General features: G+C 34.7%; 18 protein-coding genes. 12 read left to right on the forward strand and 6 right to left on the reverse strand.

Annotated features, from left to right (window positions below):
* Positions 1-3: 3 nt before the first annotated feature.
* The 6 genes from IIF7_RS16290 to IIF7_RS16315 all read left to right on the forward strand — a co-directional run bounded on the left by IIF7_RS16290 (position 4) and on the right by IIF7_RS16315 (position 7,617).
* Positions 4-603, forward strand: coding sequence for a Maf-like protein (locus IIF7_RS16290; RefSeq protein WP_084842764.1), 600 nt, complete (start codon positions 4-6; stop codon positions 601-603).
* 216 nt (positions 604-819) lie between these two features.
* Entirely contained in the window at positions 820-1,713 is an 894-nt protein-coding gene (locus tag IIF7_RS16295; RefSeq protein WP_084842765.1) for a septum formation inhibitor Maf, read from the forward strand.
* On the forward strand, positions 1,710-2,249 hold the full coding sequence (locus IIF7_RS16300) for a mechanosensitive ion channel domain-containing protein (RefSeq protein WP_084842766.1): 540 nt from the start codon (positions 1,710-1,712) through the stop codon (positions 2,247-2,249). Before IIF7_RS16295 ends, IIF7_RS16300 begins: the two co-directional genes overlap by 4 nt.
* A gap of 96 nt (positions 2,250-2,345) precedes the next feature.
* Positions 2,346-4,838, forward strand: a complete 2,493-nt coding sequence (locus tag IIF7_RS16305; RefSeq protein WP_084842767.1) for a PIG-L family deacetylase — start codon at positions 2,346-2,348, stop codon at positions 4,836-4,838.
* 111 nt (positions 4,839-4,949) lie between these two features.
* Positions 4,950-6,644 (forward strand): sodium:solute symporter, encoded by a 1,695-nt coding sequence (locus IIF7_RS16310; protein WP_084842768.1) that lies wholly within the window; start codon positions 4,950-4,952, stop codon positions 6,642-6,644.
* 1 nt (position 6,645) lies between these two features.
* On the forward strand, positions 6,646-7,617 hold the full coding sequence (locus IIF7_RS16315; protein WP_084842769.1) for a Gfo/Idh/MocA family protein: 972 nt from the start codon (positions 6,646-6,648) through the stop codon (positions 7,615-7,617).
* Positions 7,618-7,747: 130 nt separating this feature from the next.
* Here the strand turns inward: IIF7_RS16315 and IIF7_RS16320 are convergent, their stop codons facing one another.
* From IIF7_RS16320 to IIF7_RS16335, 4 genes are all read right to left on the reverse strand, one after another.
* Positions 7,748-8,587: a DUF2911 domain-containing protein gene (locus tag IIF7_RS16320; RefSeq protein ID WP_084842770.1), complete on the reverse strand. Its 840-nt coding sequence runs from the start codon at positions 8,585-8,587 to the stop codon at positions 7,748-7,750.
* A gap of 62 nt (positions 8,588-8,649) precedes the next feature.
* Positions 8,650-10,317, reverse strand: a complete 1,668-nt coding sequence (locus IIF7_RS16325; RefSeq protein ID WP_084842771.1) for a hypothetical protein — start codon at positions 10,315-10,317, stop codon at positions 8,650-8,652.
* 37 nt (positions 10,318-10,354) lie between these two features.
* Positions 10,355-11,443, reverse strand: a complete 1,089-nt coding sequence (locus tag IIF7_RS16330; protein WP_245801662.1) for a DUF4249 domain-containing protein — start codon at positions 11,441-11,443, stop codon at positions 10,355-10,357.
* 107 nt (positions 11,444-11,550) lie between these two features.
* Positions 11,551-14,292, reverse strand: a complete 2,742-nt coding sequence (locus IIF7_RS16335; protein WP_245801663.1) for a TonB-dependent receptor — start codon at positions 14,290-14,292, stop codon at positions 11,551-11,553.
* Positions 14,293-14,574: 282 nt separating this feature from the next.
* Here IIF7_RS16335 and IIF7_RS16340 point away from each other — a divergent pair, with 282 nt between their 5' ends.
* From IIF7_RS16340 to IIF7_RS16350, 3 genes are read left to right on the forward strand one after another with little or no spacing between them, the layout of a single operon-like run.
* Positions 14,575-15,081: an SRPBCC family protein gene (locus IIF7_RS16340; RefSeq protein ID WP_084842774.1), complete on the forward strand. Its 507-nt coding sequence runs from the start codon at positions 14,575-14,577 to the stop codon at positions 15,079-15,081.
* A 2-nt stretch (positions 15,082-15,083) separates the two neighbouring features.
* The gene (locus IIF7_RS16345; protein WP_084842775.1) at positions 15,084-15,782 is read left to right on the forward strand and encodes an SDR family NAD(P)-dependent oxidoreductase; all 699 of its coding nucleotides are present in this window, start codon (positions 15,084-15,086) and stop codon (positions 15,780-15,782) included.
* Entirely contained in the window at positions 15,782-17,095 is a 1,314-nt protein-coding gene (locus IIF7_RS16350) for a cryptochrome/photolyase family protein (RefSeq protein ID WP_084842776.1), read from the forward strand. Before IIF7_RS16345 ends, IIF7_RS16350 begins: the two co-directional genes overlap by 1 nt.
* A 102-nt stretch (positions 17,096-17,197) precedes the next feature.
* Here IIF7_RS16350 and kdsB read toward each other — a convergent pair whose 3' ends face one another.
* Positions 17,198-17,950: a 3-deoxy-manno-octulosonate cytidylyltransferase gene (gene kdsB, locus IIF7_RS16355; protein WP_084842777.1), complete on the reverse strand. Its 753-nt coding sequence runs from the start codon at positions 17,948-17,950 to the stop codon at positions 17,198-17,200.
* 65 nt (positions 17,951-18,015) lie between these two features.
* On the reverse strand, positions 18,016-19,455 hold the full coding sequence (locus IIF7_RS16360; protein ID WP_084842778.1) for an ATP-dependent DNA helicase: 1,440 nt from the start codon (positions 19,453-19,455) through the stop codon (positions 18,016-18,018).
* Positions 19,456-19,575: 120 nt separating this feature from the next.
* Here IIF7_RS16360 and IIF7_RS16365 point away from each other — a divergent pair, with 120 nt between their 5' ends.
* The 3 genes from IIF7_RS16365 to IIF7_RS16375 are packed head-to-tail and all read left to right on the forward strand — an operon-like array spanning position 19,576 to position 21,577.
* Complete coding sequence (locus IIF7_RS16365) at positions 19,576-20,226, forward strand: hypothetical protein (RefSeq protein ID WP_084842779.1); 651 nt, start codon at positions 19,576-19,578, stop codon at positions 20,224-20,226.
* Between the two features lie 16 nt (positions 20,227-20,242).
* On the forward strand, positions 20,243-21,025 hold the full coding sequence (locus tag IIF7_RS16370; protein WP_245801664.1) for a DUF3822 family protein: 783 nt from the start codon (positions 20,243-20,245) through the stop codon (positions 21,023-21,025).
* Complete coding sequence (locus IIF7_RS16375; RefSeq protein WP_084842780.1) at positions 21,026-21,577, forward strand: RsmD family RNA methyltransferase; 552 nt, start codon at positions 21,026-21,028, stop codon at positions 21,575-21,577.
* Positions 21,578-21,588: the final 11 nt, after the last annotated feature.

The following is a 21,588-nucleotide window of genomic DNA, read 5'->3' on the forward strand; positions in this document are numbered from 1 at the left end:
TTTATGCTGAATGAAATTTTAAAAAATAAACAGATCATTTTGGCTTCGGGTTCTCCGCGAAGACAAGAGTTTTTTAAAGATCTACACATCCCTTTTATTGCTGATGTTAGACCGGTAAATGAAGTTTACCCAGAACATTTAAAAGGTACAGAAATCACCGATTATCTGGCCAAACTAAAGGCTGAAGCTTTTGATGATCTTAGCAAAGATCAAATCTTAATTACCAGCGACACGATTGTTAGTAACGATGGTGTTGCCATGGGAAAGCCTAAAGATGCAACAGAAGCTAAGCAAATGATCGCATCGCTTTCAGGAAAAACACATAGCGTTGAAACTTCGGTTTGTTTTACGACTTTAAAAAACCAGGAAAAAGTTCAGGAAATTGTTCATTCTTCAACCAAAGTGACCTTTAAAGATCTTACCGAAGAAGAGATCGATTTTTATGTTTCTAATTACAAACCTTTTGATAAAGCTGGTGCTTACGCCATTCAGGAATGGATTGGTTTTATTGGCATTACGCATATCGAAGGGAGTTATTTTAATGTTGTTGGCCTACCAACGCATTTGGTTTACGAAACTCTAACTAAACTGGCTTCTATTTAAAACTTTTACACGATTATCAAATTTTAATAATCTGAAGTTTATCTTGATTGAATTACCTTGGGGCAAGCCCAAGAAGCATTCATTGAAAACAATTTTTTAATTTCTAGGCAGGCTTCAGTGTTTTTATACCTTTTAAAGGTGCCCAATAAAACTTGTTTTGCTTTTAAAAAACTGAAAGTGAATATTAAAGTTGTTTATTTTTAAAAGAAAAAAAAGATGCTTAAAATATCCAAATTCGCCATAATACTCTTCTTGATTTTTATTGGATGTGATAAAATTCCAGATCCGCCACAAGACCGAAAATTATCTTCGGAATTTAAAGAATATTGGTTTGATGGCACTGCTGAAATTACCTCTTACAACCTGGAACAGGCGCGTTATGGCGAAATGCGTGAAGGAACCGCCGTAAAAATCTTTGTAAAAGAAGATTTTCTTCCTGAAGAGCAGGTAAAAGCCAATGAAACTTCAGAAAGAACTTTCCCTATTTTAAAACTGAATAGTACCAAAGAATTTATTACCGGTATTTACCCATATTCGATAATGGAGAGCAGTTTTTTTCCGCTTCATAAAGAAGGCCACGCTACAAAAGTTTCGGCTTCGATCCAGGAATGGTGCGGGCAGCAGTTTATTCAGCTAAACAATCGCACTCATTTCGAAATGAATTCTCATTCTTATTTTGAAGGTGAAGCCGATAAACAATTTAATCTTCCAAAAGCGCATTTAGAAAACGAAATTTGGAATTTAATACGCATCGATCCGGCAGAATTACCAACCGGGGAAATAGATATGATCCCCTCTTTTGAATTTCTAAAACTAAATCATCGGGAAGCAAAAGCTTATAAGGTTTCAGCAAAAAAAGATACAGAGGATTCGCTTTCTACATACACATTAAATTATCCTGATCTAAACCGAACTTTAAAGATATTTTATCAGAAAGATTTTCCATACGAGATCGAAAAGTGGGAAGAAATCATTCCGTCTGGCAGCGGAGAAAATACAAAAATGCTGACTACAAAAGCTATAAAAAATAAGCGCCTAAAGATCGATTATTGGAACAAAAATGGCAAGAATGACCTATCTTTGCGCGAAAAATTGGGCTTGAAAAAATGAAGATTCTGGAACTAACCTACACCTATCAATTATTCTACACAATTCTTACGCTAATTGTGTTACTGGTTATCAATATCATTCTTAAAAAAACAGCCAAACGTATTGGAGACAAAGGCGAAATTCATATTACCAGGATTCGATTAATGTTTCGTTACATTAATATTTTAATTGTGTTTATCGCAATATTTTTACTGGCCATTGTTTGGGGAATGGATCTTGGCGATCTTGCCTTAATTTTCTCTTCGGTATTTGCGGTTATTGGCGTTGCGTTATTTGCAATTTGGTCTATACTTAGCAATATTACTTCAGGAATAATCATGTTCTTTAACTTCCCGTATAAAATTGGTGATAAAATTAGAATTCATGATAAAGACATGCCAATTGAAGCACTGATCGAGGATATTAAAGCTTTTCATCTTCATTTAAGAACAGACGATGGTGAACTTATTACCTATCCTAATAACCTTATTTTACAAAAAGCGGTTTCTTTAGTACAAAAAGATGTTTTTTTGGATGAAGGGAAAAATGCCCTATAAGTTTTAACTTGCCATTTTTATAGAATTCGGTATAAAACACTACCATTCGCACGGTAAAACCTTTATATTTGGTTTTGTATAAAATACGCCATAAAAATGCGCAAAATCCTACCCTTTTTATTTTTATTACTATCATTAAATATAAATGCACAGTCACCCCAAAAACTAAGTGCATCAGAAATTTACGAAAAGATCGAAAAACTGAATTTCTTAGGTTCGGTTTTATATCTGGCAGCACATCCAGACGATGAAAATACTCGACTAATCTCTTATTTTTCGAACCAAAAACATGCAAGAACGGCTTATCTTTCTTTAACAAGAGGTGATGGTGGCCAAAATCTAATTGGCCCGGAAATTAGAGAGCAATTAGGTTTAATTAGAACTCAGGAGCTTCTTGCGGCGCGTCGTATTGATGGCGGACAACAATATTTTAGCCGAGCCAATGATTTTGGATATTCTAAAAATCCAGATGAAACCTTAAAAACATGGAATAAAGACGAAGTTTTAAGCGATGTGGTTTGGGTAATAAGAAATTTTAAACCCGATGTAATTATTAATCGTTTTGACCATCGTACGCCGGGAACCACGCACGGTCACCATACATCTTCGGCGATTTTAAGTGTTGAAGCGTTCGATATTACCAAAGACAAATCTATTTATCCAGATCAACTGGAATATACCAGCACCTGGCAACCAGAGCGAATGTTCTTTAATACTTCCTCGTGGTTTTTTAGCAATCAGCAGGCTTTTAGAGAAGCGACTAAAGACGAAAAATACCTGACGTTTGACACAGGAGTATATTTCCCTTTAAAAGGACTTTCTAATCCTGAAATTGCCTCGCTAAGTCGTAGTCAGCATCAATCACAAGGATTTGGAAGCACCGGTTCTCGTGGTAGTGAAATGGAATATTTAGAGCTTGTTAAAGGTTCTCAACCAGCTTCCAGAGAAGATGTTTTTTCGGGAATAAACACTAGCTGGACACGTGTTGAAGGTGGAGCTAAAATTGGTGAAATTTTGGGTGATGTACAGCAAAATTTCGACTTTACCAATCCTTCTTCAAGTTTACCGCAGCTTTTAGAAGCTTATAGTTTAATTCAAAAATTAGAAGACGAGTACTGGAAAAGCATTAAATCTGAAGAAATAAAATCGATTATCGAGGCTTGCGCAGGTCTTTATCTTGAAGCGGTATCAAATTCAGAATTTGTTTCTCCGGGTGATCATATCCGTCTTAATCTTGAAGCTATAAATCGTAGTAATGCTGAAGTTGAATTAAAATCTATCGCTCTAAATCCGCAAAATCGTATTGAAGAGATCGCTACTGTTCTACGCGATAATGAAGATTGGCAAAAATCTTTTGAATATAAAGTTCCTGATGATGCCTCTTACACTTCGCCATATTGGTTAAACAAAGAAGGTACGGTAGGGATGTATCGTGTAGATAACAGAAAACTTATTGGGAAACCAGAAACTCCGCATACCAGTAGCGTAACATTTAAGATCAGTATTAACGGCACTTATATTCCGTTTGAGAAAGAAATCGTTTATAAATACAATGATAATGTAACAGGCGAGAATTACGAGAACTTTGAAATTATTCCGCCGGTATCTGTTGGGTTTCTTGACGATGTGATTCTTTTCCCTAATCAGGAAAGTAAAAACATCAGGATAAAAGTTACTGCTGAAAAAGATAATACCAAGGGAACACTAAAATTAAATTTACCTTCAGGATGGCAAATATCGCCAAAAGCTGAAGCAGTAGATCTTCCGCAGAAAGGAAGCAGTATTACCTATACTTTTAAAATTACGCCACCTTCAGCGCAAAGTGAAATATGGGTGAATCCTGAATTTGAAACTTCAGAAAAAACATACCAAGATGAAGTTATCACTATCGAATATCCACATATTCCAACACAAACTTTGGTAGTCCCTTCTAAACTGAAATTAGCAAAGATCGATATTCAGAAAAAAGGAGAAAATATTGGATATATTGCCGGTGCAGGTGATGTAGTTCCAGAAAGTTTACGACAAATTGGATATAATGTAAGTGTGCTTAATCCTGCATCGGTAACTGCGGAATCTCTAGCAAAATATGATGCTGTGGTTACCGGAGTTAGAGCTTATAATGTTTTAGAGGAACTGCGCTATAAAAATGACGAATTATTAAAATATGTTGAAAATGGTGGAACGTTGGTTGCTCAATACAATAAAGATCGCGGTATTACGGTAAGCCAAATTGGACCTTTTCCATTCAAATTATCTTACGATCGTGTGACTGAAGAAGATGCTGAAGTTAATTTTGTAGCTCCAGATTCTCCTGTTCTAAATTCGCCCAATAAAATCACCAAAACCGATTTTGAAGGCTGGGTACAAGAACGCGGATTGTACTTTCCGCACACCTGGGACGAGAATTACAGCACTGTTCTATCGATGCACGATAAAAATGAAGCATCTACAGAAGGTAGTCTTCTGGTGGCTAAATATGGTAAAGGACATTATGTGTATACCGGATTAAGTTTCTTTAGACAATTTCCTGCAGGAGTTGCAGGATCGTATCGCCTTTTTGCTAACTTGCTTTCTTTAGGAAAATAATGGAAGAAAAGCCAGAGAAATACGAATGGAAAATGCGTTACACCGCAGTACTTATTGCTAACGCTATCTATATTATTGCCTTTTATTTTATAATGAAATCTTTCGCCTAGCATGCAATTAATTGACTGGATAATTTTAATAGTTACCATAAGTTCGATTGTTTGGTATGGTGTTTACAAATCCCGTGGTAGTAAAAACGTACAGGATTTTATAAAAGGTGGTAACGATGCCCAATGGTGGACAATTGGATTATCGGTAATGGCAACACAAGCCAGTGCTATAACATTCTTATCTACACCGGGACAGGCTTTTAATGACGGAATGGGATTTGTGCAGTTTTATTTTGGGCTGCCTATCGCTATCGTTATTATCTGTATCGTTTTTATTCCTATTTATCACCGTTTAAAAGTTTACACCGCTTACGAGTATTTAGAATCCAGATTCGACCAGAAAACCCGCGTCTTAACCGCTTTACTGTTTTTAATTCAGCGTGGATTGGCGGCAGGACTTACAATTTTTGCACCGGCAATTATCCTTTCTGCAGTTTTAGGTTGGGATCTTACCACGCTTACTTTATTGATAGGTGTACTGGTAATCATTTATACGGTTTCTGGAGGAACAAAAGCTGTTAGTGTAACGCACAAACAACAAATGGCGGTGATCTTAACAGGTATGATCGCTACTTTTTTTATCATTTTATATTACCTGCCAGAAAATATAACTTTTACCAAAGCATTAGAAATTGCCGGAAGCGAGGGCAAAATGAATGTGCTGGATTTTTCCTTCGATTTTAATAATCGCTATACTTTTTGGAGCGGAATTATTGGTGGTACATTTTTATCGCTTTCTTACTTTGGAACAGATCAAAGCCAGGTGCAACGCTATCTTTCAGGAAGAAGCGTAAGGGAAAGTCAGCTTGGGATGATCTTTAATGGATTCCTGAAAGTGCCATTGCAATTCTTCATTTTACTTGTTGGGGTAATGGTTTTTGTTTTCTATCAATTTAATGATACTCCGCTAAACTTCAATCCAGCAGCGACTGAAGCGGTTTTAAATTCAGATTATGCCCAGCAGTACGAAGATCTAATGGTAACTCATCGTGAACTTCAGGAACAAAAGCAAAAACTAACTCTAAATTATGCCGATAAACTCGATAATATTTCTGAAACCGAAAATCAGCAATTTAAAGATCAATTGTCAGCATTAACCAATAAGGAGTTTGAAAATCGAGAAAAAGCAAAGATGTTTATCGATGCCGCAAAAACCAATGCCGAGAGCAATGATAAAGATTATGTGTTTATCCATTTTATACTGAATAATCTACCACGAGGTGCCATTGGTCTTTTACTGGCGGTAATTTTATGTGCTGCAATGTCCTCAACGGCATCAGAACTTAATGCGCTGGCTTCTACGACCACAATGGATATTTACCGTAGAAACTTAAAAGAAGAAAAAAGTGAAGAACATTATTTAAGTGCTTCAAAATGGTTTACCTTAATGTGGGGCGTATTAGCTATAATTTTTGCCAGCGTGGCCGATCTTTTTGATAATTTAATTCAGCTTGTAAATATTATTGGTTCAATTTTCTACGGAAACGTGCTGGGTATATTTTTACTCGCCTTTTTTATCAAATTCGTTAAAAGCAATGCTGTTTTTATTTCAGCAATAATTACCCAAATAATTGTAATCGCAGTTTATTTTTTCGATATTCTACCTTACCTATGGTTAAACGTTCTGGGCTGTCTTTTAGTAATTAGTATTGCATTGCTACTGCAAATGACCAGAATTCAACCTAAAAACGCATAAAATGAGTAAAAAGATAAACTGGGGCATCTTAGGACCGGGAAAGATCGCCAAAAAATTTGCTTTAGGATTAGAGCATGTTGAGAATGCGAATTTGTATGCAGCAGCCAGCCGTTCTTTGGAAAAAGCCAGGGATTTTGCTGAAGAAATGGGTGCCGATAAAGCCTACGGAAATTATACTGAAATGCTTAATGATCCCGAAGTAGATGCAATTTACATTGCGACTCCTCATGTTTTTCATCACGAGCATACGCTGCTTTGCCTGAAGCATAAGAAAGCTGTTTTGTGTGAAAAACCTTTTGCCATGAATAAAGATCAGGTAAAAGAAATGATCGATTTTGCACAAAAACAGGATACATTTTTAATGGAAGCTATGTGGACGCATTTTCTTCCTCATTTTAAATATACTACTGAAATTATCAAATCTGGGAAATACGGTAAAGTTCTTTCGATGGAAGCCGATTTTGGATTCGATGCACCTTTTAATGCTGAAAGCAGGATTTACAACAAATCTTTGGGGGGTGGTAGTTTACTAGATATTGGTATTTATCCCATTTTCGCGGCACTAAGCTTTTTAGGGAAGCCAAAAAAAATTGAAGCTACGGCTAAAATGACCAAAACTGATGTTGATGCGCGATGCCATGCTACTTTTATATATCCAGAAAATGTAAAAGCAGAGCTTTATAGTTCTGTAGATAAGACTACTCAAGTTTCAGCTACCGTAAAATTAGAAAAGGCTGAAATTTATATAAAGCCAAGATTTCACCAGCCAAGCTCGGTCGTGTTCACTACTGAAAATGAAAGTTTCACGAGAGAATTTGGCGTAGAATCGAACGGATATAATTTTGAAGCCGAACATGTAGGCCAAATGTTATTGGAAGGCAGAAAAGAAAGTACAGAAATGACTTTTGCTAAAAGTTTAGAACTCATCGAAATGCTGGATAGCGTTCGGGAAAAAATTGGTTTAGAATATTGATAATATCGACACTATAGTAAACTACCTCGAGGCAAGCCTCGTGGCATTATACCCTTTGGCGGTGCCAATAAAAGAAAAAAGCTGTTCTCCCGAACAGCTTTTTTCTTTTATTGTTTGCTTTAGAGCTTAATTATTTTGCTCCCCATTCTGCTAATGAATCTTTGTTCATTTTTACGTAATCTTTATTGCCGGCTTTTTCAGCAGCGGCTAAAGATTTTTTTGCAGCTGCAATAGCTTCATCTTTTTTACCAAGATCTGCCGCGATCAAAGATTTCTTTCTTAGCATCCAGTAGGCATTTGGATTAGCTTCAGTCGCTTTATTGATCCAATCCCAGGCTTTGTTCAAATCTTTATCGGCATCATGATAATAAGCCGCTGCAGCGTAAAAATCGCCTGCTCCAGGACCGCTCATTACTCTATCGATACTAGCCATCGTTTTAGCATCTGTAGGTACGGAAAATTGAAGATATGCCACCGTATTTTCCCATAAGAAATTTAGGTTTGCGCCATCGTCTGTAAGCTCATCGATAAGGATAGTAAAACTTTGCATTTCCATTGGCATTTCAACAACCTCAGCTTTTGCTTTTAAAGCAACCATACTATCATCCCAGTTTTGAGGATTTCCCCAGTTATTGGTCGATTTATAGAACATAACATCCCAGCTATCTTTATTTGGTATCGTATAAATAGCATATTTTCCCGCTTTTAACGTTTGTCCCTGGATTTCTACATCATCAGAAAAACCAATAACCGTGTTTTCGTTAGCTCCTGTTCTCCAAATTTCACCGAATGGTACTAAGTCCCCAAAGATTGTTCTACCTCGCATAGCAGGACGAGAATAATCTAATGTTACAGTTGTTAATCCTACCACCTGCTCTACTTTTGCAGACGGACTTGGTTGCGGTGCCTGTATTTGTGCAGATACAGATATACCTAAAATTAAAATAAATAATTGTAGTAGTTTTTTCATTATTGCGTAAGATTAAGTTTTGTTAAAGATAGAAATAAAAAATCATAGCTTCTTTGAAAAAATTAATCTACCATGAAAGTCTTATATAATGAAACAGCTTCGCCTTCTTTAGTGAATCCCTGTATTGAGATTTCAAATTTCCCCTTTACATCTGATGTATAAAAATCGAAAGAATTATCAAAGTCTAGTTTTAAATTTGGATCCCAAAGTAACTGCGTTCTATAATCTGGCAACCTACTTTCTTTATTGTAAGTTTGTTTAAAATACGAACGTGTTATGTTCCCTGAGTTGATTTTTATATTCTTCACATAATCTGCTGCCTGGTTTTTCGCAAAATCTAAATCGAAGGTTTCAATAAGAACCACTCCTTTATAAAATCTTCCGCCTAAAAACTTTTTCTCCCTAATTACTTTTATCTTTTCTATCTTATCTGAACTATAGCTATCTACAAATCTACCTACATCCAAAATAGGTATACCATCAACGATTAAAAGCGCTTCTCCCCAAAATTCTTCATATGGCGGATAACCAAAAACATGAATTTGATAACTCTCATTTTCTCTACTCAACCTTGCGTAAGTTACCACCTCGATGAAAGTTTCTCTAACACTCTTAAATCTTTTATAATCGTCCAGGACAAAAGTTTCTTTTGCATCCCAATCGAAAATATTCTTCCTAATAGGAAGTAAAAGGGTATCTGGCTTTTTTATAAAAAAAGAATTTTCAATTTGATTATGAATGCTTCTTTTTAAAATAGTATTCTCCATTCCCCCTGTTATTCCGAAGTCTGAAAAACTAAGAGCTGTTTTTTCAAAAACTGGGAAACTATCAATTTTAATATTAAAATCTTGATTGCTATCAAGAACCTGTATGAAACCATCATTCCCAGAAAATGCTTCATTAATATTCAGAATGAACTTGCCTGTTTTGTCTGTTGTTGCAAAACTTAAATAAAACTCCTCTCCTGTTTCTTCTCGATCACTTAAAACAGGTATCGATAAAGCTATATTTTTACTTTGAAGATCATTTGTGGTAGATGCTAATTGCCCTTTAAGAATTTTACCTCGAGATTCTGGTGTGTGTTCTAAGGCTGTTAATTTTAAACTTTCTGGAGAACTCAAAAAAATCTGTACATAGTCTTCTAATGAAGTTAATTTTGGACTTGGGATGCTATCTAGTATTCGCACACTAACCGAATAATTACCAGCAGGAAGTCTAGCAATTCCCCTAACTTTTTCCCTTTTGCTGAAGCTATTTTTAGTTAATTCTATTTTAGAACTATTTAGAGAAGGATTCGCTGTAGGATCATCTAAATTTACTGTTAGAGAATCTTTCCAGATATCTTTTTGATTAGAAGTATAAGGATTTATAATGAAGATATCCTGTTCAAAAAACTGCTGTTCTTTATTATTCAGCATAAAACTGGAATATGCAATAAATTTATAATTTCCCGATGCTAGTGTTGTAGGAATGAAGAAATCGCTATACCCAGTATTCTCTGAAAGATATATTGTTTTTTTATAAACACTTTCAGCTTTATCATTCAGTAATTCTACATAGGCGATCTTGCTTAAAGCATCAAAAGATTTATCATTAGCTGAAAGACCGTATAACTTGTAGTGTAAATATTCGCCGGGAAGAAAGAGAGAGCCGTTTAAATGAGTGTAAAATGATTCTTCTGGCAACAAAGCTTCGCCAGCTCCCGTTTGAGCATATAAGCTCGCCCCCATTACTAAACATGTTATAACATTAATTAGCTTCTTCATCTTACTCTATCCAAAAATCTGGTTGTTCGTTTGATCCTAACTCTCTACAATCTACACATTCTATAGGCACTACACGATAAGGACCGTCTCCTTCATCTGGATTACCGTCTTCTGTAGGCGTTGATAGAAACTGTATTTGCCCATTTTCGTAATCACTAACTACTTCTGTAAAAGGTGGTCTAGTGACTTCACAGCCTTCAAAAACCGAAGGTCGCTCTGAAGCATCAAAAAGATCTGTGTAATTAAAGAATATACGTTGTGACGAATGCGATGCTACTTCAAAAAATCCTACCACATTTTCATCTGGCTCATTAACAGAAGCTATATTTCCTTCTATAAATCCTAATTGTCTCTGAGAAAAAATATTCTCTGCTATCGATGATTCTCTTAAGATCCTAAAAAAGCGATAAGCATCTGGAGAAATTGATAATCGATCTACATAAATACTATAGCGTTCAAATAGACGGCGATCATTATTAGGTATAAACTGTATTAAAAATTGATTGGTACTATCATTTTCTAAATATTCGAAATTATTTAGAAGTATTTCCTGTGATCTATTTGAAGCATAACATATACGTTGCTCTTCTTCTACAGGAACGAGATCTAAAAGAGAATTACCAAATTTAAGGCTGGCAACATAAGTAGCCTCGATTTTGTAGGTTTCTTCGAATGTATATTTATAATACCTATTCTCACTACCTGAATTATTGATCGTATAAATTGCTGCTCCCACCTGTTCTTCATTTTCCTGCCGCTGTGCTACAATTTGAATCGGAGCGCTAGTCTCTACCATTTGTCTATCTGTAGATCTATAAGTTCTACCATCATTTGTTTGTACTTCCAGATAATATGATTGATTTGCTTCTGCTCTAAACTGATCTATAGAACTATAATACCCTACGCTATCTTCTTGGAATGTATATATTTCTCCGGTGCTAGAAAAAACATTAACAGAAGCATTAGTCTCGAACATTGGCTCTTCACTATTTAGAGGACCTGCTAACGAAAGTTTCACCTGTTGATGTTTTAACTCGTCTGTAATAACAGATTCTATTACCATTGTTGCCTCAGAAGTTTCTGAAGACAATTCGAATGATTCAACACAACTTGTGAGCAAAGCGCTAGAAAATATGAGTAGAACGCCGAATCTCAGAAAACAATTAATTGTTTTAATATGTAACATATAATTCAGCATTAAAATTTTACATTATAACTAATCGTAGGAACAGGAATGCCAAATATGGCGCTTTGTCTTCCTTCTACCTGCCCATCTTCGGTCACAAAATAAACCGAATAAGGATTATTTCTTCCCAACACATTATAAACCGAAAAGTTCCAAAAATAATGAGCCTTCTTTTTTAGACTGTGGTTCCCTTCCATATTAAAACTTAGATCTAATCTGTAAAAATCTGGAATACGAAATTCATTACGATCGCTATACAAAACATAATCAGCATCATCGTAAGTAAACTTGCCAGTAGGATACGTTATTGGTCTACCGGTTTGATAAATAAAGTTTGCAGAAAAGCTAAAACGTTCTGTAAGCTTATAATTAGCGACCAGGCTAAAATCATGGGGCTTATCATAGTTGGAAGGAAAAAATTCACCATCATTTACTTGTTCATCAGTAAATTCACTATCAAATTTCAAAAAAGATCTTGAATATGTATAACCAATAAATCCATTTAATTTGCCACTCTTCTTTTTTAGTAGAAATTCAACACCATAAGCTTTTCCTTCACCTTGTAATGTTTCAGTTTCTATATATTCATTAAGATTTAGATTTGCTCCGGTTTTAAAGTCTAATACATTATCTGAGGTTTTGTAATATCCTTCTATACTGGTTTCAATACTATTAGCATCAAAGTTTTTAAAGATTCCAAAACTATATTGCTGTGCCTGTTGTGGTTTTAGGTGATATCCCGATAATCTATAAGTATCTGTTGGAGACACCGTAGTATTATTTGATAGTGTGTGAATATATTGATACGTATTGTTATAACTAGCTTTAAAAGATAGACCTTCAGTTAATATATATCGTGCTGAAAATCTAAATTCTGGACCCGAATAATTTGCCACAGACTCCAAATCATCATAAACCTGTGTATCAATAACGGTATCATCATTTTTAGGCATCCCATCTTCATAAATTCGAACCTCACTATCCCCAAGGGCATTAAAGAAAGAATATCTAATTCCTGCACTTAGTAGAAACGCCTCTGACACACTAAAATCATCAGCTAACCAAATTGCAGATTCTAGAGCACGCTCTCTATTGACTTCAAAATTTATAATATTCGAATCTCCTATTGGTTTAATATAGCCGGGCTCTACATTATAGAATTTACTACTAATCCCGTAATTCAATTTATGCTTAGCCGAAATATTAGAATTTAGGTTAAATTTAATTTCAGTTTCATTGATATGATATCCCAGTTCGAATCGATCTTCAAGATCGCTATCATAGTTTATATCGAATCTATAATCACTATTGGCGAGGATCACTTCTCCTCTTGTCTTTTCACTTAAGGCCGTATTATATTTTATACTGAATAATCTATTCTGAAAACCATATAAAGAATCTGAAGTTATACTGAAGGCGTCATCACTAAAATAAGCTGTAGCAGATAATTTGCTATCCGGATTAAATTGATGATTATATTTTACAATCCCATCGTAAAATGAAGCTTCACTATCACTCAAAGACTCCTCATCTAAACTTCTAAGAATCCAGTTAGAATATGTGGCTCTTCCACCTAATATTAAACCAGATTTACCCTTTTCGATAGGTATTTCTACGGTAGCATTACTGGTTACCAATCCAAAGGATGCTTCTCCTCTAAACTCTGAGGTATCACTATCTTTTGTTGTAATATCAAATACCGAAGATAATCTTCCCCCATATTCTGCAGGAATGTTTCCTTTAAATATTGTAACATTACCGGTTGTAAATGGATTGATCGCAGCAAACAGTCCAAAAAAATGAGCCGGATTATACATAACAGCATCATCTAATAACATAAGGTTTTGATCTGCTTTCCCTCCCCGAACATTGAACCCAGCAGATCCTTCTCCTGGTGTCGAAATTCCTGGTAAAAGGGTAGCTACTTTAAGGACATCTCTTTCTCCCAATACTAGCGGAATATTTTTAATATTTTCAACATCGATGGTTTCTTCTCCAGTATTTGCATCATCTATATTGGAATCCATATTAGAAGAAAGCATAACTTCATCTAATTGTTCTAAATTTTCGCTTAGATAAAAACTATAATGCCCATCATTGTACATTACAAACCTTTTAGAAATATTCTCATTTGTTAAAGATCTAATGCTCAAAATGTTTATTCCTGGGCTTAAATTTATATTGTAGAATCCTTCCTTGTCGGTACTAATACCTTTACCATTTTCTGTAACAATCGCGATATCAGAAATCGGCTGATTTGTTTCTTTGTCGTAAACATAACCTGATAGTCTAAAATTTCTTTTGGATTGTCCTATTTCCTCTTTTCCAATAAATATAGTTTCAATCTCTTGATCAAGTTTATCGTTATTTCGAAGAAAGATTGGCGAATTGTTTACCTCTGTTTTTTCGACTGCATTCCCTGTAAAATGAGTTTCTTCAGAATCTAAAGATCTTGAAAATCCCTCTGGAAGCTTATCATAGATAATAGTATTTCTGGTTAGAATGATAGTTTTATCAAGTATATAGTAGTTGGTGGTAGTAGATTTAAAAAGATCCTCTAAAACCTCAACCAAAGATACATTTATGTAATTTTTGGTTACTTTTTCTTCTGGCAGCCAATCTTCTGCAAAGTAAAAGTGCTTATCTGTTAATTTTTCTAGCTTAAGTATAGCCTGAAAGTAATCGTCGTTCTCGAAAGAAACGCTAAAATTTTCAGTCTGAGAAAAACAAATAGTACTAACGCAAAAAGACATTAAAACTAAAAATCTTTTGAGCATAATTTTAAAAGTGAGTCCGATGAGATGATTCGTGCTATAAATATAAATTAAAAAGAGTATTTTAAGTGTTTTTAACTAATTATTTTTAGTAAAAATCCAAAATTATACTGAAAAATTAAATATTAAACGCTTGTCACAAAATAAGTCTAGATTCCTTAAAAAATTTTACACATTCAGAATTACAATTTGTTTAACTATTATTATTTTTCATTAAACATTTCTAGTTGTACTTTTATTTCAATTTAAAATACATAAGAAATGTACCAGATTCATACCTTTCAAAAGCTTCCTATATCCAAAAAACAGGCTTGGGATTTTCTGTCTGATCCAAAAAATCTAAAAACTATTACTCCAGATTATATGGGATTCGACATTACTTCTGGTGGAGATCGCCCTATGTTCGAAGGTCAAATTATTCAGTATATAGTTACTCCAATTGCTGGTATTAAAACTAAATGGGTTACAGAAATTACTCATGTAAAGGATGGAGAATATTTTGTAGACGAACAACGATTTGGCCCTTATGCTCTATGGCATCACAAACATTTTATCAAAGAAATCGAAGGCGGCGTAGAGATGGAAGACATTGTAGATTACAAACTACCTATGGGGAAATTGGGAAGTCTGGCACATCCTTTTATGGTAAAACCTAAACTTGAAGAAATTTTTGAGTATCGTAAAAAGAAACTTATCGAGCTCTTTGGAGAATATAAAGCACCACAGCAAAGTAAAGAAGCTACACTTAAACAAGATATATTAAACTAACTATGGGAAAAAATATTCTACTTATTGGAGGCTCTACCGGAATTGGATTTGAAATTGCTAAGAAACTTCACAAAGATCATCATATCTATATTGCTTCGCGAAAAAAAGCTGATCTTGAAAATCTAGAAGTTACACATTTTGAATTCGATGTTCTTAAAGATAATATTTCTTCTCTTGATCTTCCTGAAAAATTAGACGGACTAGTTTACTGCCCGGGAAGTATAAATCTAAAACCTTTTAAAATGCTAAAACCAAAAGATTTTGAAGAGGAAATGCAACTCAATTTCTTTGGTTTAATTAAAGTTGTAAACGCTTTAATGCCGAAACTAAAATCGGCAAACCAGGCTAGTCTTGTATTTTTTAGCAGTGTTGCGGTGAAAGTTGGTATGCCTTTTCACACCAGTGTTGCGGCCGCGAAAGGAGCTATTGAAGGCTTCGCTAAATCGCTGGCCGCCGAGTATGCGCCAAGTATAAGAGTAAACGTAGTTTCTCCTTCTTTAACCGATACTCCGCTTGCCGAAAAGCTTCTGAATAACGAAAAGAAAAAAGAAAAGATGGATCAACGACATCCACTAAAACGTGTAGGGACCACGGCTGATATTGCAAATATTTCCGCATTCATATTAAGTGAAGAAAGTAGCTGGATTACAGGCCAGGTTCTTGGTGTAGATGGCGGACTTTCAACACTAAACATTCAATAATGAGTAAAGACAAAATAAATATATTTTGGTTTCGTAGAGATTTAAGATTAGACGACAATGTAGGTTTTTTGGCTGCCTTAAAAGAAAAGCATCCGGTTTTACCAATTTTTATATTTGATCCTGAAATTTTAGATAGCTTACCTGAAGATGATGCAAGAGTGACCTTTATTTTTGAAACGCTACAGGATATGAGAAGTGAGCTTCAGGATAATCATAGTTCATCTCTTGCTATGTATCATGGTAAACCTGAAGAAGTCTTCAAAAAACTACTGAAAGATTATAATGTCGGTAAAGTCTTTACTAATCGCGATTACGAGCCTTACGCCAAAGATCGTGATGAAAAAATTCAGAAATTATTAGAAGAAAATGATGCTGATTTTGAGACTTTTAAAGATCAGGTTATTTTTGAAAAAGATGAAATTGTAAAAGGTGATGGTGATCCTTATGTAGTTTACACACCATACATGAAAACCTGGATGCAACATTATAAAGATTTAGATCTAAAAATACATTATACCAGTCAGTACTTAGATAATCTTATCAAGAATACTAGACTTCCAAACTTAAGTTTAAGCGATATAGGCTTTAAAAAATCTTCATTGAAAGTGCCCAATTTCGATACTACGCCAACGCTTATTCAGGAATATGAAGCTACCAGAAATATTCCTTCAAAATCAGGCACCAGCCGATTAGGTCCGCATCTTCGATTTGGTACTGTAAGCGTAAGAAAAATGGTAAAAAAAGCCGATAACGAAAAAAATAAAACCTTCTTGCAGGAACTGGTATGGCGAGAGTTTTTTATGCAGGTTTTATATCACAATCCTTCTACCGTTACCAAAGCCTTTAAAAGTAAATACGACACTATAAAATGGCGCAATAATAAAGATGAATTTGAAAAATGGAAAGCAGGTAAAACAGGCTTTCCATTGGTTGATGCCGGTATGCGTGAACTTAATCAATCTGGTTTTATGCACAATAGGGTAAGAATGTTAGTGGGTAGCTTTTTGTGTAAACATCTACTAATCGATTGGCGTTGGGGCGAAGCTTATTTTGCTGAAAAGCTTCTGGATTACGAAATGTCTTCAAACATTGGGAATTGGCAATGGGTTGCCGGTAGCGGTGTAGATGCCGTACCGTATTTCAGAATTTTTAATCCTACCACACAAATCGATAAATTCGACAAAGACAAAAAATATATAAAAAAGTGGGTTGAAGAATTTGGCACCGATGATTATCCTGAAAAAATGGTAGACCATAAAGAAGCTAGAGAGCGAGCACTTTCAACCTACAAAGATGCAGTTAGCAATAATTAATTGTTAGTTAGTAATTTTCTGTATTGCCAAAGAAAAACGGCCAGTATTAAAAAATACTGGCCGTTTTTATCGAATATTAGCTTCTATTTTTTCAGTTGTAATTTAAGATTCTAAAGAATCGAGGTATTTTTTTGCGCGTTCTAAATCTTCAGGAGTATCAATTCCAATAGTTTGCCTATCGGTTTCTACCATTTTAATGTTTTTACCGTATTCTAAATACCGAATACACTCAATTTTTTCAGCATTTTCTAATTGAAGCATCGGTAAATTATAGAAATCCAAAAGCGCTTGTTTTCTAAAGGCATAAATACCAATATGCTTATAATAAATCACTTTAATTTCTGTATTTCTGGGATAAGGCAATGGAAATCTGGAAAAATAAAGCGCATAATCATTATGATCTGTAATTACTTTTACATTATTAGGGTTTGTAATTTCGTCGCTATCTCCTAGAGCTACTTTTAGTGAAGCCAGATCTATACTTGCGGCATCATCGTCCTGAAAAACATTTAGTAATCGCTCTAAACTTGTTTTATCAATAAACGGCTCGTCGCCCTGCACATTCACAACAATATCTACATCCATATCGTGAACAGCTTCAGCAAGACGGTCGCTTCCGCAGTCGTGTTCTTTTTTACTTCTAATTACTTTTCCACCAAATTTAGTGGCCGCAAGGAAAATTTTATCACTATCGGTCACAATATACACCTGATCGAAAAGTCCCGTATTTTTAGCAGCTTCATAGGTTCTTTGAATTACCGGTTTTCCATTTAAATCCTGCATTAATTTCCCCGGAAATCGAGAAGCTTCATATCTTGCCGGAATCATCGCGACGATCTTAAGTTTTTCTTTCATCAAAAAATATTGATTAATTTTTTCTAAAATAAGCTTTTAAAAAGAGTCTGCCTGTTTAAATTAAGTTAATCCTGTGCAACAAAGAAATCGTCTTTAAATCCTATAAGATATAATTTATCTGTTGCCCTCGTTACTGCAGTATATAACCAGCGAAGATATTCTTTTCCCACACCATTTGGCAAATAAGGCTGCTCTATAAAAACGGTATTCCACTGCCCACCCTGACTTTTATGACAGGTAATCGCATAAGAGAATTTAACCTGTAGCGCATTAAAATATTTATTGTTTTTTACCTTTAAAAATTTCTTGTATTTGGCTGTTTCATCTTCATAATCTTTCATCACTTCCTGGTACAACATATTCGACTCTTCAAAAGTGAGTGAAGGAGTATTACTGGTTAGCGTATCTAACATTACCACCGTTTCAAAAGGGCGCATTTTTGGATAATCTACCATTTGCACAGAAACTTCAGCAAAACGAAACCCGTATAGCTCTCGAATCGCAAAAATTTCTAAAATCTTTACAATATCTCCGTTTGCAATAAATCCAGCTTCTGAAGTTGGTTTCACCCAGAAGTAATTATTCTTAACCACCATTAGATAATCTCCGGCAGAAATTTCTTCTTCCTGAAATAAAATTCGGGATCTAATTTGCTGGTTATATTGATTGGCTCTTTTATTAGACCGAACAATAATACTGGTTTCTTCATTTCCTAAAGTGTGATAAGCATCCTGAATGGCTTCCATAATTTCGTAACCATCTACCAGCCTTACAACATCTGCTTTTGGGCCAAGCTCGAATTTGAAACTTTCAAAAAACTCTTCTCGTATAGCTTCTCTAATTAAAGTTGCATTATGCAAAATATCACTCTCTTCACTTTGCCGCACCACTTCATCTAACTGAATATGCCCAACTTCCTTAAAAAAGCCAGTACGCAATTTATCCTGATCCAAGGCGGGACTCATATCCATTTTTACAGGTGGAAGCTGCGCTGTATCTCCAATAAAAATTAACTGACATTTATGGCCGCTATAAACATATTCCATTAGATCATCTAGCAAAGAACCATTATCGAAGTTCTTGGAGTCTCCAGGATGATCTGCGATCATAGAAGCTTCGTCTACAATAAAAATGGTATTCTTATGCTTGTTGGGCTGCAATACAAATTGAATTCCGCTTGCCCCAGATTTCTTCGGAAAATAGATTTTCTTATGGATCGTAAAAGCTTCCCTTTTAGAATAATTAGCGATTACCTTTGCGGCACGCCCGGTTGGCGCCATTAAAACCCCAGATTTCCTAATTTTCCATAGGTTTTTAACAAAAGAGCTAATAATTGTGGTTTTTCCAGTTCCTGCAAAGCCTTTTAACAAAAAAAGATCGTCGTTAGTACCCTCTACAGCAAATTTGGCTAATTGCTGCAAGGCAATATCCTGTTTTGCACGGGGTTGGAATCCCAAATCGTTAATCAAAATTTTATAGAATGCTGAAACATTCGGTTTTTCCATAGCTGAATCCTTAAAAAACCAAAGATAATCATGGATTTTTAGGCAAGAAACTTTTACGAATAAAAAAAAATTGTAGATTTGTCGTATAACTCTAATAACTTAAATTAATTTCTTAGAAGCATGAGACTTGTAATTCAATTACTATTGTGGGCGGTTATAGCTTTCCTGGCTTGGTTAACTTTTGATGCTGTATACCGACCAATTCAATTTAACAAGGTTAAAGAACAACGTTACCCAAAAGTAATTGAAAACCTTAAAGACATTAGAGCGGCAGAGCTTGCTCATAAGGAGATCATCGGTACTTTTCAAGGTGATTTTGACAAACTTGTACAATTTATCGATACTGCTGAATTTGCTATTACTCAACGTAGAGATACTACAGTATTAGATGAAGAATACAAAAAGAACTATGGTGTAGATGAGTATATCGAGAAAATACTTATCGATACATTAGATTTCGTTTCTGTAAAAGACTCTTTATACAAAGGAAATCGTGATCGTTACACTAGTATGATTAATATTCCTATTAAAGGTGTAGACGCTAAAATTGAACTTGAAGCTGGTTCAATCCAAAAGGGTGATAACAAAATACCTGTATTCGAAGCTAAGGTTGCTAAAAGTGTAATTCTTTACGATCAGGACAAACAAATGATCAGTCAAGAAAACGAAGTACAATCTGTAGAAGAAGTTAACGGTCGTTACATAAGTGTTGGTTCTATGGAAGAAGTAAGCACTTCAGGAAACTGGCCACAAACGTATGGTGACCAATAATCCAGAAAATATATTTTTGAAACTGTCCATTCAGGTTAGCCTGAATGGACTTTCTTTTTGTACCCTAAATACAAAAAGCAATACGATTGTTTACTACCACAAAAAATCTTTTGATAAAGAATTAGATCCAGTAAATCTTCTTCAAAAAATCGAAGAAGAATATAATACCCAGCCACAACTTAAAAACCCAGTTAACGAAGTTAAATTATGCTTCTGTAATAACCTGTTTACATTAGTTCCAAAAAAATGGTTTAAAGAAGAAGCTGCGGCCTCATACTTAAAATTCAACACAAAAATCCTTAAGACAGATTTTGTTGCTGTAGATGAAATTGAGAATAAGGAGATGATGAATATTTATATCCCGTATACCAACATCATCAACTATTTTTTCGAAAAATATGGTGAATTTGAATATTCCCATCATTTATCTGTTCTCTTACATAAATTTTTATCGTTTGAAGATCATAGAGGAATTAAAGTCTATGCTCATAACAGCAATAAACGCTTGGATTTATTTATCATCGAAGAAGGCCAGCTTTTATTATGCAACAGCTTTAATTTTTTTAGCAAAGAAGATTATTTATACTACCTTCTTTTCGCAGCAGAGCAGTTGGATTTAGATCCTAAAAAGTTTAATCTTTATTTGGGTGGCGAAATTCATAAAGAAGATGAAATTTATAAATTGCTTCAGGATTACATTCAGCATATTCATTTTTTATCTTCAGAAACAACTTACGAAATCGAAGAAGGCTGGAACATCAATAAGTCTGAAGAATACATACTTTTAAACACGCTTTAAATGCGAATAATTTCAGGAAGTAATAAAGGCAAAAGAATTATTGCCCCAAAAAAATTACCCGTAAGGCCAACTACAGATATGGCGAAAGAAGGATTGTTTAATATTTTAAATAATCATTACCATTTTAGCGCCCTAAGTATTTTGGATTTATTCTCTGGAACCGGTAATATTTCTTACGAATTTGCATCTCGCGGAACTGAAAAAATTACCGCCGTAGATGGTAATTTTGAATGTGTAAAATTTATAAAAAAGACTGCTGCAGAATTAGATTATCCCATTATAGCCATAAAAAGCGATGTTTTTAAATACCTAGAAAAAGCTCCCATTGTGGCAGATGTAATTTTTGCCGATCCTCCTTATGATTTTTCTACGGAAGACTTCTTAAAAATAGCCGAGCTTGTTTTTGAGAATAACCTGCTTAGTGAAGACGGAATGCTAATTATAGAATCTGGTAAACATACCGATCTTTCTAGTGGCCCAAATTTTGTAGAAAAGCGAGGTTATGGAGGTTCTGTATTTTCATTTTTTTACGAGACCGGTGAAGAAGATTAGATCTACTAAAG

Source organism: Zunongwangia atlantica 22II14-10F7 (genome assembly GCF_002094855.1).
Lineage (GTDB): Bacteria > Bacteroidota > Bacteroidia > Flavobacteriales > Flavobacteriaceae > Zunongwangia > Zunongwangia atlantica.

Excerpts from the sequence above, each read along its gene's own strand:
- IIF7_RS16290 (WP_084842764.1), top strand. The coding sequence starts at position 4 with ATGCTGAATGAAATTTTAAAAAATAAACAGATCATTTTGGCTTCGGGT.
- IIF7_RS16295 (WP_084842765.1), top strand. The coding sequence starts at position 820 with ATGCTTAAAATATCCAAATTCGCCATAATACTCTTCTTGATTTTTATT.
- IIF7_RS16300 (WP_084842766.1), top strand. The coding sequence starts at position 1,710 with ATGAAGATTCTGGAACTAACCTACACCTATCAATTATTCTACACAATT.
- IIF7_RS16305 (WP_084842767.1), top strand. The coding sequence starts at position 2,346 with ATGCGCAAAATCCTACCCTTTTTATTTTTATTACTATCATTAAATATA.
- IIF7_RS16310 (WP_084842768.1), top strand. The coding sequence starts at position 4,950 with ATGCAATTAATTGACTGGATAATTTTAATAGTTACCATAAGTTCGATT.
- IIF7_RS16315 (WP_084842769.1), top strand. The coding sequence starts at position 6,646 with ATGAGTAAAAAGATAAACTGGGGCATCTTAGGACCGGGAAAGATCGCC.
- IIF7_RS16320 (WP_084842770.1), bottom strand. The coding sequence starts at position 8,587 with ATGAAAAAACTACTACAATTATTTATTTTAATTTTAGGTATATCTGTA.
- IIF7_RS16325 (WP_084842771.1), bottom strand. The coding sequence starts at position 10,317 with ATGGGGGCGAGCTTATATGCTCAAACGGGAGCTGGCGAAGCTTTGTTG.
- IIF7_RS16335 (WP_245801663.1), bottom strand. The coding sequence starts at position 14,292 with ATGTCTTTTTGCGTTAGTACTATTTGTTTTTCTCAGACTGAAAATTTT.
- IIF7_RS16340 (WP_084842774.1), top strand. The coding sequence starts at position 14,575 with ATGTACCAGATTCATACCTTTCAAAAGCTTCCTATATCCAAAAAACAG.
- IIF7_RS16345 (WP_084842775.1), top strand. The coding sequence starts at position 15,084 with ATGGGAAAAAATATTCTACTTATTGGAGGCTCTACCGGAATTGGATTT.
- IIF7_RS16350 (WP_084842776.1), top strand. The coding sequence starts at position 15,782 with ATGAGTAAAGACAAAATAAATATATTTTGGTTTCGTAGAGATTTAAGA.
- kdsB (WP_084842777.1), bottom strand. The coding sequence starts at position 17,950 with ATGAAAGAAAAACTTAAGATCGTCGCGATGATTCCGGCAAGATATGAA.
- IIF7_RS16360 (WP_084842778.1), bottom strand. The coding sequence starts at position 19,455 with ATGGAAAAACCGAATGTTTCAGCATTCTATAAAATTTTGATTAACGAT.
- IIF7_RS16365 (WP_084842779.1), top strand. The coding sequence starts at position 19,576 with ATGAGACTTGTAATTCAATTACTATTGTGGGCGGTTATAGCTTTCCTG.
- IIF7_RS16375 (WP_084842780.1), top strand. The coding sequence starts at position 21,026 with ATGCGAATAATTTCAGGAAGTAATAAAGGCAAAAGAATTATTGCCCCA.